Annotated in this window: 14 protein-coding genes; 13 read left to right on the forward strand and 1 reads right to left on the reverse strand. The window is 56.7% G+C overall.

From position 1 onward, the window contains the following. Window positions 1-215: 215 nt before the first annotated feature. The 11 genes from Fuma_RS10400 (at window position 216) to Fuma_RS10450 (ending at window position 11587) form a co-directional block, all read left to right on the forward strand. Window positions 216-917, forward strand: coding sequence for a BamJ family beta-barrel-assembly machinery protein (locus tag Fuma_RS10400; protein ID WP_077024080.1), 702 nt, complete (start codon window positions 216-218; stop codon window positions 915-917). Window positions 918-929: 12 nt separating this feature from the next. After that, complete coding sequence (locus Fuma_RS10405) at window positions 930-2102, forward strand: hypothetical protein (RefSeq protein ID WP_077024081.1); 1173 nt, start codon at window positions 930-932, stop codon at window positions 2100-2102. Then, a complete protein-coding gene (locus Fuma_RS10410) occupies window positions 2099-2524 on the forward strand; it encodes a secondary thiamine-phosphate synthase enzyme YjbQ (protein WP_077024082.1) in 426 nt (141 codons plus the stop codon). The genes Fuma_RS10405 and Fuma_RS10410 overlap by 4 nt, the downstream gene beginning before the upstream one ends. Window positions 2525-2530: 6 nt before the next feature. Next, entirely contained in the window at window positions 2531-3139 is a 609-nt protein-coding gene (locus tag Fuma_RS10415; RefSeq protein WP_077024083.1) for a thymidine kinase, read from the forward strand. A 104-nt stretch (window positions 3140-3243) separates the two neighbouring features. Continuing rightward, window positions 3244-3492 (forward strand): hypothetical protein, encoded by a 249-nt coding sequence (locus Fuma_RS10420; protein WP_145944092.1) that lies wholly within the window; start codon window positions 3244-3246, stop codon window positions 3490-3492. A 3-nt stretch (window positions 3493-3495) separates the two neighbouring features. Continuing rightward, window positions 3496-3855 (forward strand): helix-turn-helix domain-containing protein, encoded by a 360-nt coding sequence (locus tag Fuma_RS10425; protein ID WP_077024085.1) that lies wholly within the window; start codon window positions 3496-3498, stop codon window positions 3853-3855. Between the two features lie 158 nt (window positions 3856-4013). After that, window positions 4014-4823 carry a metallophosphoesterase gene (locus Fuma_RS10430; protein WP_077024086.1) on the forward strand — a complete coding sequence of 270 codons (810 nt, stop codon included), beginning with the start codon at window positions 4014-4016 and terminating at the stop codon, window positions 4821-4823. 263 nt (window positions 4824-5086) lie between these two features. Further along, complete coding sequence (locus Fuma_RS10435; RefSeq protein WP_158520933.1) at window positions 5087-8587, forward strand: PVC-type heme-binding CxxCH protein; 3501 nt, start codon at window positions 5087-5089, stop codon at window positions 8585-8587. 117 nt (window positions 8588-8704) lie between these two features. Continuing rightward, the gene (locus Fuma_RS10440; protein ID WP_077024088.1) at window positions 8705-9181 is read left to right on the forward strand and encodes an MEKHLA domain-containing protein; all 477 of its coding nucleotides are present in this window, start codon (window positions 8705-8707) and stop codon (window positions 9179-9181) included. A gap of 61 nt (window positions 9182-9242) precedes the next feature. Continuing rightward, window positions 9243-10979: an L-arabinonate dehydratase gene (gene araD / locus Fuma_RS10445; protein ID WP_077024089.1), complete on the forward strand. Its 1737-nt coding sequence runs from the start codon at window positions 9243-9245 to the stop codon at window positions 10977-10979. Window positions 10980-11134: 155 nt separating this feature from the next. Beyond that, a complete protein-coding gene (locus Fuma_RS10450; RefSeq protein ID WP_077024090.1) occupies window positions 11135-11587 on the forward strand; it encodes a GNAT family N-acetyltransferase in 453 nt (150 codons plus the stop codon). Between the two features lie 31 nt (window positions 11588-11618). Here Fuma_RS10450 and Fuma_RS10455 read toward each other — a convergent pair whose 3' ends face one another. Beyond that, a complete protein-coding gene (locus tag Fuma_RS10455; RefSeq protein ID WP_077024091.1) occupies window positions 11619-12713 on the reverse strand; it encodes a GTP-binding protein in 1095 nt (364 codons plus the stop codon). Window positions 12714-13272: 559 nt separating this feature from the next. Between Fuma_RS10455 and Fuma_RS10460 the strand changes: the two genes are divergently transcribed. Together Fuma_RS10460 and Fuma_RS10470 are read left to right on the forward strand one after the other, a co-directional pair. Beyond that, window positions 13273-13866 carry an RNA polymerase sigma factor gene (locus Fuma_RS10460; RefSeq protein WP_077024092.1) on the forward strand — a complete coding sequence of 198 codons (594 nt, stop codon included), beginning with the start codon at window positions 13273-13275 and terminating at the stop codon, window positions 13864-13866. A gap of 370 nt (window positions 13867-14236) precedes the next feature. Next, on the forward strand, window positions 14237-15673 hold the full coding sequence (locus tag Fuma_RS10470) for a serine/threonine-protein kinase (RefSeq protein WP_077024094.1): 1437 nt from the start codon (window positions 14237-14239) through the stop codon (window positions 15671-15673). Window positions 15674-15786 lie beyond the last annotated feature (113 nt).

Here is a 15786-nt window from a genome sequence, read left to right on the forward strand (position 1 = left end):
CCGGACGGATTTGGCGGAACCTGCCATGAACACATCTTACGACTGGGGCGGTTCGAGCGGACACCCGCTTTCGAGAAACCTTGCAAATTTGAACAGCGATCGGCCCAAAATTGGCCACAACAAGATTTCGCCCCTTTTTTTTCGACGCCAGATCGTCAATAGTTCCGCGTCTCACCATGTGCAAAATCCCACCTTCAACACCGAAAGCTGCGTTCATGCGTTTGTTACTCACCGCCTTTTCAGTCTTGCTGATCGCTCTGCCACTTCAGGCTCAGGATAAGCCAGAAGCCGCGTCCGAACTGAAAACGAATAAAGACAAAGTCAGCTACGCCATCGGGCTGAACATCGGTCGCCAGTTCAAAAGCCAGGGCATGGACCTTGATCCAGCCATTGTTGCTCAAGGCATCGCCGCGATTCTTAACGATGTGGAGCCGGCTTTGACTCAGCAGGAAATGCAGGCTGCGTTTCAGGTCATGCAGCAGGAACAGGAAAAGCTCCAGCGTGAAGCGGCCACCAACAACCAGGCCGCCGCTAAGAAGTTTCTTGCTGAGAATGCTGAGAAAAAAGGCGTGAAGCAGACGAAGTCTGGGCTGCAATACATGGTTCTAAAAGAAGGCACCGGCAAGACTCCAACGGCAGAAAGTGAAGTCAGCACACACTACCGAGGCAAGCTGATCAGCGGCAAAGTGTTTGACGAATCCTACGAAGGCAAGGAACCAACGGCTGAAGATGAGCCCACCTCGTTCCCGGTTAACCGAGTGATCCCTGGTTGGACAGAAGCTCTGCAGTTGATGAAAGTCGGTGCCAAGTACCGTCTGTTCGTCCCCCCTGCTCTGGCCTATGGCGAAAACGGACCACCCAGCATTGGTCCGAACAGCCTGCTGATTTTCGATATCGAACTGGTCGACGTGAAGTAACCGTTTTTAACCATGACCAAAACTACCACGTCCCGCCTCGACAAATTGAAGGCTGCGTTGCCTGAGTCACCTTCGCCTCAGGACTTAATCGCGTCGCTGCAACAAACGCTGACGGACCAAAAGGATTTCCATCGATTGTTCGATGCGAAGTTGCTTGAGGTCCGTCAACGGATGGGGCTGCCGCTGGCTCAGCCCACGTCGTTGGAAAATGTGCCTGCCGAACAGGAACAGGATTTCCGCGATGCATACGTCGTTGCAGCGCGGGAAGTGGGTAAGTTGTTTCTGGAAGATGGTCAGCTCGGCGACGCGTGGGCCTACTTTCGCACCATCGGCGAACCAGAACCAGTCAAAGCCGCGATCGATAAGATCTCCGTTCCTCGTGAACCGGATGAAGAATTCGATCAGGTGATGAACGTCGCGTTGTACGAAGGAGCCCACATCGCTCGCGGCCTGGAATTCCTGCTGAAGACGCACGGCACGTGCAACACCGTCACCGCGTACAGTCAGTTGCAACAACAAATGACGCCGGACGAACGTCGGGCAGCGGCCGCCATGATGGTGCGGAATATCTACGACGACCTGCAGGCCACAATCCGTCGCGATGTAGAATCACGGATGCCCGTGCTGACACCGAATGCGTCAATTGCCGAACTGATCAGCGGTCGGGAATGGCTGTTTGCAGAAGGCAATTATCACATCGACGTGTCTCACCTGCATTCGACCGTGGGATTTGCTCGAGCTTTAAAACAGGGAGACCCGGAACTGCTGCTGGCGGTCGAATTGTGCGACTACGGTTCGAAGCTGGCGACACAGTTACAGTATCCGGCCGACGTCCCGTTCGACGATTACTACAAAGCGAATCGCTTTTTCCTGACAGCAATCGCCGGCGAAGATACTGACGCGGGCATCGACTACTTCCTGCAACGGCTGAAAGACGCACCGGACGAACAGGATCAGCAGTTGATCGCTTTCGTGCTGCTGGACCTGGCTCAGCGAGTTGGCCAGACAGAACGCGTGCTGGCTCAGACGGCAGCGTTTGTCAGCAAGATGGAAGATCCCAACGGGTTTTCGTTTACCAAACTTTGCCTGGAACTTGGCATGGCCGACAAGCTGGAAGAAGCGGCAGCGGCCAACGACGATTTGCTGGGCTATACCATTGCAAAACTGTCTCAAGCCAAAGCATGACAGACTGGGTTCAGAAACAGGTGACTTTGCAGGCCGTGTCGCGCGGCTGCCATCTGGTGACGTCCGAAATTCTTCAGCAGGTGCCGGAAGTTGCCGAATTCAAAGTCGGCCTGCTCAACGTATTTATTCAGCACACGTCGGCGTCTCTTACGCTAAACGAAAATGCCGACCCCGATGTGTTGGTCGACATGAACATGGCGTTTAACAAACTCGCGCCCGAATCGTGGCCGTACGTGCATACGTGCGAAGGGCCGGATGACATGCCGGCTCATATCAAAACCGCGTTGACGGATTCCTCGATCACCATTCCAATCGGCAACGGACGCTTGCTGACCGGCACATGGCAAGGCATCTATCTGTGCGAACACCGCGACCGTGGTGGACGCCGTCGACTGGTGGTGACCATTCAGGGAACTCGATAAACCGTCATGGCGAAGCTGTACTTCTACTATTCGGCCATGAACGCCGGCAAGTCGACAACGTTGCTGCAGGCGGCTTATAACTACAAAGAACGAGGCCTGCGGCCACTGCTGCTGACCCCGGCACTCGATACGCGAGCGGGCGTGGGGACGATCGGTTCACGAATCGGCCTGCAGTCAGAAGCGATTGCCTTTTCGCAAACCGATTCGTTGTACGACATCTGCGACGAACAGCACCAGCAAAACCCGGTCGCCTGCGTGTTTGTGGATGAAGCTCAGTTTTTGACAAAGAAGCAAGTCCACGATCTGGGCGAAATTGCGGATCGTCTGAGTATCCCTGTGCTGTCCTACGGCCTTCGGACTGATTTTCAGGGGAACCTGTTCGAAGGCAGTCAGTACCTGCTGGCGTGGGCCGACGCGATTACCGAAATCAAAACGATTTGCCACTGCGGCCGCAAAGCGTCGATGGTGCTGCGGATCGATTCCAGCGGCAAGCCCATTCGTGGCGGTGAACAGATCAAAGTCGGCGGAAACGAAAGCTACGTTTCGGTGTGCCGACAGCATTTTAAGGAAGGTCTTAGCGAAAAAGACCAGCCGACACTGCCGTTTGAAGGGTAGTTGGCCGCCGACGACCAGTCCAAAACGACTTCGCCGCTGTTTGTATATTTGATAACGGCTGATTCTGTCGTACAATAGGCTGGCGTTGTGAGGGCATGTCGGAAATGAGTTGGGATTCAATCATCTGGGATTTTGAAGCAGGCGGAAACGTCGACAAAGTTCACGAGCACGGCCTGACCCAGGATGACGTCGAGAATGCATTGATTGATCCGGTTAGTCACGGCATCAGTCGAAGCAGCGGTCGAGATATAATCTGGGGATTTGCATTGGACGGCCGTTTGATCGCTGTTCCTTATGATGAAATCGATGAGTTTACGGTGAAGCCAGTGACGGCGTGGTATGACGAGGATTGAGACATGAAGAAGCTTAAACGATTGGATGCCAAAGACCTTCCCCCGGTTTCAGCAACTCAGCGACAAGCAGACCAGAAGTTACATTGCGACGGACCGACGGACACGGATTTGATACGCCAGGGGCGACGGATCAAGTCGAAACTTGCATCACGCCAACATTCGTTTGCGGACGTGACTTCGGCTCTTAAGGAAGCTCGCGAAGCGGCGGGCATGTCGCTGCAGGATGTGTCGGACGCATGCGGGATCACGAAAGCGAACTTGTCACTGCTGGAAAACGGCAAGGGAAATCCAACCATCGAGACACTGGAGAGAATTGCCAAAGCGATCGATGCTGAGATCCTTGTCACCGTGCAGCGAAATTGACGTAGACCGACGGCATCGCAATCTTGCGAGCCACCGCCGGATAGTGGACGGACCTGCGCTTGCCACGCTGCCCCTTGGGCCTGTATCTTGCCTGTCCCGCTGCGGTAAGATCAGATCGCCGTTTGTTCAGTTGTTTCAACAACCAATAAAGGAACCCAATGCCGTCCGTCCCCACCACAATTGACGGGCCTGTTGCCGTGATTGGCGATGTGCATGGTCAGGTTGATAAGCTAAAAGCAATCGTCCAGAAGCTGTCTCACCTGCCCGACATTCGCCATCGCTGGATTGTGTTCATCGGCGATTTGGTAGACCGCGGCCCCGACCCCAAAGGCGCTGTCGACATCTATTGCGACATCGCGTCGAAGCATGACAAGGTGACGTGGGTTTGCGGCAACCATGAACTGGCAATGGCCGGTTCGCTGAAGCTGATCGACGTGCCGGACTTCGTCGACTGGCCCGGCCGCTGGCTGCCTCATTACGATTCTGACAAAACCTTCGCTTCCTACAATGTCCCGTTCGGAGAACTGGACGCTTTGCGAGAAGCTCTGCCGGAAGAACACGCTCGGCTGATGTCGGATCTGCCGTGGAGTGTCGAGCACGCCAAGTATCTATTCGTGCATGCGGGGCTGGATAACAACCTGCCGTTCGACATGCAGGTCAACATTCTGAGGCAGCGCGATTACACGTTGGCTCACCCGCCGTGGCTGTATGACAAGGCGTTTGTGCGAGGTTCCGCGGCTCCGGATTGCCCCGTCACCGTCGTCGTCGGCCACACGCCGCTGCCGGAAGTTCGTTTTGGTAATCGAGTCATCGGGACAGACACAACCGGCGGCGTGTACGGCGACCTTAGCTGCGTGCTGCTGCCGGAAAATATCGTGATCACGTCGGGCGCAGACCCGCCCGGCGGTTATCAACAAATGGCACCGCCAGTTCGTGGGAAGAAGAAGTCATGGTGGAAACCGTGGTAACAAACACTCCGCCCGCGGGAGCCCGATTGGCGTCTGATAGGCGAAGGCATGTCGGCGTGAACGCACCGCTCCTGAATCAACCCCTCCCGCAATTTATTACGGGAGGGGTCGATCGAGCGGAGCAAGATCGGGGGAGGGCCGCGGCGCAGCTTGCCGGTAAGCGGCACGTTGTTGCTACCTCAAAGTGTGCTTCCCCCTCCCGCACCTCGCTTCGCTGGTGCGACCTCCCCCTACGCTTCGCGTGGGAGAAGGTGGTCGAAGCCTTGTTCCGTTTCCAGTTCGCGGCCTTGGGTTTGCTGTTGTGCTTCGCCACTGCCACCCATGCTCAGGACAATGCACCCGCCGACGAATTCGCGAAAGTCGTTCGCACCACCGAACCGCTGTCCCCCGCCGATGAGATGGCAACATTCACGCTGCCAGAAGGTTTCAAAGCGAGTCTGGTCGTGGCCGAACCGGACATCGCCAAACCCATGAACATGGCCTTCGACGCACGAGGCCGGTTGTGGGTAACGACGTCCGAAGAATACCCAATTCCCGCGCCGGCGGATCGAGCTGGCAAAGATCGCATTGTGGTCCTCGAAGACAAAGACGGCGACGGAATTCGCGAAACCGTCACCACATTCGCGGATGGCCTGAATATTCCGATGGGCGTGTATCCGTACAAGGACGGCGTCATCTGTTTTAGCATTCCCAACATCTGGTTTCTGCAAGACACCGACGGCGACGGCAAATGCGATGAACGCAAAGAGCTGTACGGTCCGATGGGCTTCGAACGCGACACTCACGGCATGTGCAACGGCTTTACGCGAGGCTTCGACGGATGGCTTTACGCGTGCCACGGATTCAATAATCACACTACTGTGGCGGGCGCAGACGGGCACGAAATCACGATGCAGTCCGGCAATACGTTTCGGTTTCGACTGGACGGGTCGCGCATCGAACACTTCACTCACGGCCTGGTCAACCCTTTCGGGATGACTCAAAGTCCGGCCGCAGATCTCTTCGTCGCCGACTGCCACACGAAGCCGGTCAGCCTGCTGTTGCCGGGCGGTTACTACGAAAGTTTCGGCAAGCCTCACGATGGCCTTGGCTACGTGCCGCCCATGATGGATCACCTGCATGGCAGCACGGCCATCGGCGGGATCGCTCAATACAACGCCGACGTCTTCCCTGCCGAATATCATGGCAACACGTTCGGCGGCAACGTGATGACCGGCTGCGTGAACCGCAATTCGTTGCAACAAATCGGCAGCAGTTTTCGAGCGAAAGAAGAGGCCGACTTTCTGGTTTCCACGGACCCGTGGTTCCGACCAATGGACTTGCAGGTCGGTCCTGACGGAGCGATGTATATCGCCGACTTCTACAACCGCATTATTGGGCACTACGAAGTTGGCCTCGATCATCCCGGCCGCGATCGCAAGCGTGGGCGAATCTGGAAGGTCGAATACCAGGGCAACAACGGCAACACAAAGTCGGTCCCAATGCCAGGTGAATCAGCGACGCCTGACGAATTGCTTGCCGAACTGGCATCGCCGAATATGCCTCGCCGCACGCTGGCGATGAATCGATTGCTGGACAGCTATCGTAACGCAGCCAGTCCATCGCAAAGCAGCGATGCCGCAGAAAGTGTCGACGCTCAGGTACACGCCTTGTGGCTTCAACAACGACAAGGCAACCTCAATGATCAGGCAATCCGCATCAGCGCCGAAGCTGAATCAGAACTTGTTCGCGTGCATGCGTTCCGAATCATTGCCGACCGGGACGAAGCCGTCGCGAACAGCGGTACCATCATGCAGCAGGGCTTCCGGGATGCATCGCCGCTGGTTCGTCGAGCCGCCGTGCTGGCCGCTGCAAAGCACGTCCATTTTTCGCAGCTGCGACCGCTAATCGATTTGTATCACGACACGCCAGCGGAAGATGTCTACCTGCAGCACAGCGTTCGCATGGCTTTGCGGAATCACCTGCAATCGCCGGAACTGTTTCAGCAGTTGGATCGGGAACTCACCGATCGCGACATTAAACTGGTCGCCGCAATTTGTCTGGCATTGAACACGCCCGACGCCGGTTCGTTTTTGATCCGACACATCCGAGTACTCAGCGACGCACCGCCTGATGAATTCGCAAACTACACTCGCTTTGCCGTGCGACATGTGTCGGCCCAGAACGTGGGCACGCTGACCGCGGTGGTTCGCGAAAGATTCGCCGACAACCCATCGATGCAGCTGGAACTGCTGAAAGCCGCTTCCGACGGTCTGAAGCAGCGTGGAGCGTCGACGCCGGAAGTGATCCGAAACTGGGCCGCGACGCTGGCCGCAGAACTAATCGGCCTGAAAAACGGAAAACTACCTGCCGCGGATGCTGACCCAATTGTTTGGTCGTACGTTCCATATCCCGGCGGCAAGGACCAGGGCAGTCCATTTCAGGTAACCCATCGTCGAACGTCGACTGACGGCATGAAAGAGACTCCACTTTACAGCAGCCTTCCGAAGGGCGAGCAGCAAACAGGGATCTATCGATCGGGCAGCTTCAATCCCGGCGAGCAGTTTTCGTTTTACATGGCCGGCCATGATGGCGTTCCCAAAGATCCCGCGGGCGGCAAGAACCTTGTCCGACTTCGCGATGCGGCGACTCACGAAACGCTGCACACCTGGCCCCCACCTCGCAACGATACGGCTCATCAATTCAATTGGACCAACACTGACGACGTCCAATGTACCTACATCGAAGTCGTCGACGGCGACTCCGGGAATGCGTTTGCATGGCTGGCAGTCGGGCGTTTTTCTGTTGAGGGCTTGAACCCGAACACTCGCATCGAACAGCGGCGAGAAGGGATTGAGCTGATTGGCTTGTTCCAACTTGCAGACTTCAGAGATGTGCTGTCCATCCTTTTGCGGCGATCAAACTCAGACGTCACGACCGGCGAACTCCTCGGAAAAGCCATCGCGGGCATGCAGGCCGATAGCCGGTTTCATGCTCTGGCGGCGGCGTGCGGCGTCACCGACTTGGCGGCGACCGTCCGTTCGTCTGTACATAACGCGCTGCTATCCGATTCGACCGACAACATTGAAGAGACACTCGGCAAAGTCATGGCGTCAGCGACGTCAGCTCAACAACTGCGAGTCGCCGAGCCACTGTGTTCAGACCTTACCGGCGCAAAGTTGCTGGTAGCTTTGGTGGATAAAGGCAAGGCTTCTGCAGAATTGCTGCGACGGCCCACGGTCGCGGATGCTCTAAAGGCGGTTGCGGATGAATCGCTAAACAGTCGAGTCCAGCAGCTGCTAAACAGCTTGCCTGACCAGAATGCCGAACGCGATGCCCTCATCGCCTCGCGGACTCAAAACTACGTGCAACAGCCAGGATCGGCCGTAGCCGGTGAAGCAGTCTTCGCCAAGAACTGTTCGGTGTGCCATCAGGTGGCGGGCAAGGGGAAAAAAGTCGGCCCCAATCTGGACGGCATTGGTAGTCGAGGAGCCAATCGGCTGATCGAAGACATGCTGGCTCCCAACCGCAACGTTGATATCGCCTTCCGGACGTCAACGGTCGTGACAACAAGCGGCAAGGTCGCCAGCGGACTCAGCCGCGGCTACGATGGAGCTCGCCTAATTTTGATAGACAGCAAGGGCGCAGAAATTTCCATCCCACGCGACGACATCGAAGAATTAGTCGTGTCGCGTCGTTCGCCGATGCCTGACAACGTGGCGGAAATTCTGACGGAACAGCAGTTCCGCGACCTGACAGCGTGGTTGTTAAGTCTGCGGAATTAGGGACTGCCACTGTTAGAGCCGCGCGTCGTGCGAGCATCATCGCAGTACGACCAACCGGAGTGTTTCGGAGCGGCAGCTCCAATCGGCTATGGGGCCGCCCACGTTAGAGACTCAATCATGAATGACCAACCACCCCCATGGTCCAGCAAAGCCTGGATTGCATGGACGACACGACTGCTAAATTCTTACCGTAAGTTTGTCGGGAAGGATCTGATTCCGCGAACCTCAGCTGATCAGGATTCGCAGACGCTGTACCACGCTCCGTTTGTGGTCGTGGCACACGGAACGGAAGACGACCCGTTGCTGAACTACGGCAACCAGGCAGCACTTGATTTGTGGCAAATGTCGCTCGACGAACTCATTGGCACTCCGTCTCGCAAAACAGCCGAACCCGTGCATCGCGATGAACGAGCCGAATTGTTGCGGCGGACTCGCGAACACGGATACATCGACGACTACACCGGCATTCGAATTGCATCTACCGGGCAACGGTTTCGCATCCATCAGGCAACGGTGTGGAACGTCGTCGACGGGAACGACGCCTACGTCGGACAGGCGGCCGCGTTTGCGGACTGGACGATGCTCACAGAATAATTAAGGCTTGCCTGCCGCTGTCATCTCATTCCTTACTTTAGACATCCACCACAAGTACACCATGTTTCAACGCACAAAACGCACTCACGAACAACTTCGCAGTTACCGCTATTTCGGACCGGACGATCTGCGTTCGTTCGGGCATCGGTCTCGCCAAAAACAGTCGGGATTCGGCACCGAGGAATTCGAAGGCAAGCCGGTCATTGGAATTCTGAACACGTGGAACGATCTGATCAGCTGCCACGCTCACTTTAAGCAGCGAGTCGAAGACGTCAAACGAGGCATCTGGCAGGCGGGCGGGTTTCCGGTGGAGGTTCCTGTTATGGGCCTGTCGGAAACCTTCATGAAACCGACGTCCATGTACTATCGCAACTTCCTTGCGATGGAAGCGGAAGAAGTTCTGCGCACGTACCCCATCGACGCCGCCGTGCTGATGGGCGGCTGCGACAAGACAACTCCGGCACTGCTGATGGGAGCCGTCACTGCTGACGTGCCTTCCATCTTTATGCCCGGCGGCCCGATGAACAAAACCAGCTGGCGCGGCGATCAGCTCGGCAGCGGCAGCGACGTGTGGAAGTACTGGGCCGAACGAAGCGCCGGGCGACTGGGCTGCGAAGCATGGTGCGAACTGGAAGACCACATCGCCGCATCGCCGGGACACTGTATGACGATGGGCACAGCATCGACCATGACTTCCATCACTGAAACGATGGGGATGAGTCTCCCTGGTTCGGCGTCTGTCCCGGCCACTCATTCTTCGCATTCGCGTATGGCATCTGCCACCGGTCAGCAAGCTGTGGAACTCGCGTGGTACAACGTCAAACCTTCCGAAATCATGACGGCCGATGCCTTCGATAACGGCATCACGGCTCTGATGGCGATGGGCGGATCAACCAATGCCATCGTTCATCTAATGGCTCTGGCCGGACGCTGCCAGGTCCCGCTAACGCTCGAACGATTCGATCAGATTTCGCAAACCACGCCCGTCGTCGGCAACATACGGCCGGCTGGTAAATATGTGATGGGTGACTTCTTCGAAGCCGGTGGCCTGCGAGCGCTTCTGGCTCGAATCGCCGATCTGCTGAAACTGACCGCCCCCAACGTTGCCGGCTCCACGCTGGCCGACGCGATCAAAGACGCAGAAGTCTACGACGAAGACGTAATCCGTCCTCGCGATAGCCCGATCTGCGAAAACAACAGCCTGGCCGTGCTGCGAGGCAACCTGTGTCCGGACGGAGCGGTCATCAAACCGGCGGCTGCCGAAAAACAGCTGCACCAGCATCGTGGCCCGGCCGTCGTCTTCAAAAACTACCCGGACCTGAAAGCTCGCATCGACGATCCGTCCCTGGCACTCACCAAAGACCATGTGATCGTGTTGCAAAACGCCGGTCCGCTGGGAGCACCCGGCATTCCCGAATGGGGCATGCTGCCGATCCCGAAGTACCTTCTGGAACAGGGCGTCCGCGACATGGTCCGTATCAGCGACGCTCGCATGAGTGGCACCAGTTACGGAGCGTGCGTGTTACACGTCGCGCCGGAATCCTTCGTGGGCGGGCCGCTGGCCTTCGTTCAGAACGGCGACATGATTACTCTTGACGTCACCGGCCGCACGCTGCAACTGGAAATCAGCGACGAGGAACTTGCTTCCCGCAAAGCCGCGTGGAAGCAGCCCGAACACCGATTCACTCGCGGCTACGGAAAGCTCTATTTTGATGAAACCACTCAAGCCAACATCGGCTGCGATTTCCGATTCCTTCACGCCGACGGCTCAACCGACCCCGAACCCAGCATCTACTGACCGGGTCGGTACGCACCGACAGGCGATTGGCGTGGTGAGCGGGTGACGTTGTTCGGGCTGATGCGCCGGCGGTGCTCCCGTTGGTCGCTGCAGGTGACTCTTCCCTACCCTTCATTCTTCATTCTTCATTCTTCATTCTTCATTCTTCATTCCCAATGAACACTCTTGCGATAATCAACGCGACCGAAAAGCATGCGGCTGAGGTCGCGAGGCTGTTTGATGCGTACCGAGTTTGGTACGGCAAGGCATCGGACGCCGACGGAGCTTTGAACTATATCACTCAGCGTCTGCGACAAAACGAATCGGTCATCTTTCTCGCAACGGTGGATGGAGCGGCTGCCGGATTCGTTCAGTTGTATCCGCTGTTTTCATCGATTTCGATGGGCCCCGTGTGGATCCTGAATGACCTGTTCGTCGCGGAGGATTTTCGGCAGCAGGGCATTGGCACTCTTCTGCTGGAAACGGCGACCGAATTTGGCCGCGAATCCGGAGCACTCAGACTGCACCTGGAAACCGGCCCGCAAAACTTTGGTGCTCAGAAATTGTATGAAGCTCATGGCTGGAAGAAGGACGACGAGTTCTTCTGCTACAGCTTGGAACTTTCGTAGCTTTCAACCACTGCGATCAGCTTCTGCAGTGTTACTCCGTAATCCGATGAGTCGGCACTGGCCGTCCTGGGCGGAAACTTTGCAGCGACACCACTTCGTGCTGCAGGTTCATCGCTTCGCACACGGCCGCCAGTTCTTTGCGGACCATGTCTTCAAGTTCCGTGGGATCGGTTCCCACGCGAGCGTTCACGACCACGTTCGCCGATGGTGTTTTTGTCGAAGACGCCAGCGAAAGTTCGGGGCCCGTCGCGTTACTGACCAGATTCGCCACTGCATAACTGGCGTCGCTTAGCCCGATCACTTTCAGATGAGCGGCCTCAGCACTGGACGCCAGTAATCGCCCGTGAAGCCGCCCGATCAGATCCATCAGGAAGTCGTCCAATGCAAATTCGCCAGCGGCGGTCACATTCACCTGACTGTTTAACCAGCCGAGTTCCGCTTCGCCTTCGGCATACACGTCGTAATCCACGTCCATGACTCGACGACCGAATTCGCCTCGCTGTTCCAGCATGCTCACCAGCAAATCTATGCCTTCCCCCGTTTTGGCAGAACACTTCAGAATTGGCCGGCCAGGATATTCCGCTTCAATCAGCGACTCCAGTTCGTCAACCTGCTCTTTAGAAAGTTCGTCCACGCGGTTGATGACCACAAAGTCCGCTTCTTCGATCTGCTTGCGAAAAATGTAATCCGCCTTCGCTGAAAATCCGCTGCCGCTGGTCCCTTTCAGAATGCGTTGCCCGTGACTCGGTTTGAGGATCACTCCGTATGGAGCCACATCGAGTGGCACGCCGTACACTTCTGTTAACGGCCGCAACACGGTGGCGACAAGGTCCGTACAACTGCCGACCGGTTCGGCCAGAATGATCTCCGGCAACTCGTCTTCGCCCAGTCGTTCGACCGTGGCCGTCAGTTCGTTGAAGTTGCAGCAAAAGCATGATCCAGCCACTTCGCCGACGTCAAAGCCCTGTGATCGTAGGCTGTGAGTGTCGACGAGATCCGTCGTCTGATCGTTGGTCACAATCCCGATCCGCTTGCCTTGCGACGTATAATGCCTGGCCAGTTGAGCAACCGTTGTGGTTTTCCCAGCGCCCAAAAAGCCGCCGATCATGATGTAAACTGGTTTCATGGGACCTCGCCAATTCGATCTAAGATTCTGATTCGTTCGTACAGTTTGTGGCTCGACTCTCCGAGTCGAGTACCTTCAGCTCAACAAAACATAGCCTGACACATGCTCAACAGGTACGACCAAGCCAATGCTGGCCGCAATAAATAAAGTTCATAGCGGACGACTTCCGCTGCGGGTTCGGTAGTTTTTAACGTGATCCGGCCCGCAACTTCTCGACTCGGAGAGTCGAGCCACAATTGTCGCAAGGCCGTTGTGATGCTGAATATTTCCGCAACAAAATCGACACGACTGAACTCGGTATCCCAGTGAGGTTCGCCCGCGTGCCAGATCCTATCGGTGACGGACGTCGATCTCAATCATTTGGCCATCAACTTCCTGCCGTCGCCCCGGCACTGGTCGTTTGTGAGTCCTGAATTTAAACTCTGGCATCGACCATTGCCTGAACCAATCTGGCGATGAAGCCGATGGAACCCAACAATTTCTGCGGCCGCAGCGAACGCGCCCAATCAATTTCAGAAAACCTGTCAAACATTGCGGCAGCGTGTGTGTAGTACCATAGATGACCGTGCCTGATACACGTCCGAGTCTGCTTCTGAGGGTTCGTGATCCTGACGATCGCGAGGCATGGGCTGAGTTTTCGTACATTTATCGGCCGGTCATCTGCCGGATTGCGACGTTCAAAGGCATGCAGGCGGCCGACGCAGACGACCTGGCTCAACAGGTGCTGCTGGCGATTTCACAAGCTATCGAACGCTGGACGCCTCAACCCGGCGGACCGAAATTCCGGTCATGGGTGCGACGGATTGCTGAAAATGCAATTCTGAATGCCATCACGCGAGGTATCCCGGACAAGGGTTCGGGGGATGACGCAATGAGGTCCTTTCTGGAACAGCGAGCAGCCAAAGACGGGCCTGAGACTGATTTATTGAAAACCGAATACCGTCGCGAAGTCTTCCACGTGGCGGCTCAACGAATACGCGGAGAATTCTCTGACGACACATGGAACAGCTTCTGGCTGACTGCCGTCGACGGTCTCGATCCGGACACGGCCGGCACGCAGCTTGGCCGATCACGAGGCAGCGTGTACGCGTCACGAAGCCGAGTCATGAAACGCCTGCGGCAGGTGGTGGAAGAAATGGACGGTGGACAGTGAATAGTTGGTGGCCATTGTTAGGGCCGAAGCACATAGCGAACCTCATGAGAGGTTGTTCGAATTAAAGACAAGTACACCCCTCCCGCAATTGATTGCGGAAGGGGTCGATCGAGCGCAGCAAGATCGGGGGAGGGCCGAGTGCACAGTGCGAACGGAAGGCGATATCGTGCCCGTTCACGACTCGGAGAGTCGTGCCACACTTTCCGGCGGCAGCTTGTGGCGCGGCAACTTCCCGAAAAGGACAGTCATTCATGATATTGGTCAACTTCCCACGAGACTCGCAACAGCCGCGACGCACGGATGCGTAAATTCACTGCGACTGATCAACGGAACAATTCGGCCCTTTGCCTTCTGATTTCTGCTTTTTGAAATGTCCACTTCCACCTGCAACCCGAAGCTCATCGACGACTTCCTCGCTGATCGACTGGACGATGCTGCTCAGCGATTGCTGGAACGGCATCTGGATGAATGCGATCAGTGTTGTGAGCGGCTGAATGATCGCACGGCGGATCCAGTTTTGTGGCATGACACGCGAGCGTTTCTTAGTTCCACCGAAATCGTACCAACGCTATGCAATGACGCTAAGCACCCGACGCACGCTTCCGAAATTGTGCGGCTCGATTTCCTGAACCCGACCGACGATCCTCATATGCTCGGGCGGTTCGGCGGCTACGAAATCAGTGGCGTGATCGGCTGCGGCGGCATGGGCATCGTGCTGAAAGGCTTCGACGCTGCGTTGAATCGCTACTCAGCCATCAAAGTTCTGTCACCTCACTATGCCAGCAGCGGAGCGGCCCGGCAGCGGTTCGCGAGAGAAGCTCAAGCAGCAGCGGCCGTCGTCCACGACAACGTGATCGGCATTCACGGAGTCAGCGAATGCAACGGCCTGCCATATCTGGAAATGCCGTACGTCAAAGGCGAATCGCTGCAAAAGCGGATCGACCGCGAAGGATCACTGACCACTGCGGAAACCCTGCGGATCGCTTTGCAAACGGCGAAGGGGCTGGCCGCTGCCCACGACCAGGGATTAGTGCACCGCGACATCAAGCCAGCCAACATTCTGCTGCCGGAAAATGTCGAACGAGTGCTCATCACAGACTTCGGTCTGGCTCGAGCCGCCGACGATGCCAGTCTGACTCGCAGCGGCGTCATCGCAGGCACGCCGCAATACATGAGCCCCGAACAGGCACGAGGCGAAGGCATCGACCACCGCAGCGATTTGTTCAGCCTCGGCAGCGTGATGTACACGATGACCACCGGGCACCCGCCGTTCCGAGCCGAAACGCCCTACGGAATTCTGCGGCGAATCACCGACGACGCTCACCGCCCCATCCGCGACCTCAACCCCGACGTACCCGGCTGGCTGAGTCACGTGATCGACAGATTGCTGGCGAAACATCCGTCGCAGAGATTCACATCGGCGGACGAAGTCGCGTCCCTGCTGGAAGACTGCCTGGCTCACGTGCAGCACCCCGCAACGGCCGCGCTGCCCGCAAGTCTAAAGGCACGAGAAGAAGCAAGGCTGCTGAAGAAGACCGGGCTTATGACGGCAGCGTTTCTCCTGTTCGCGAGCGTCATCAGCTTTGCGATATTCCTGCAGCCAGACGAACAAACAGACATGGCCGCTGATCCGGCTGATCCCACCGAAGTCGTTGAAGTTCCTTCGCCGACGCCGGAGGCACCCGTCAGTGATTCAGAACTGGAATGGCAGCCCGATCCGCAGCTCGATGAACTGGAACGAACACTGAACGAACTAAATCAGGACATTCAAGAACCGCCGCAGTTGAACGCAGAATCGCCGTTTTAACCACAGTGGACACAGAGAGCACCGCGCCGCACCCAACCTCTGTGCTCTCTGTGTCCACTGTGGTTAATAAAACCGAATCAGTGCCGCCGAAAAAACGTGCTATCTCCGTCCGG

Origin of the sequence: Fuerstiella marisgermanici (assembly GCF_001983935.1) — a bacterium.
Taxonomy (GTDB): Bacteria; Planctomycetota; Planctomycetia; order Planctomycetales; family Planctomycetaceae; genus Fuerstiella; species Fuerstiella marisgermanici.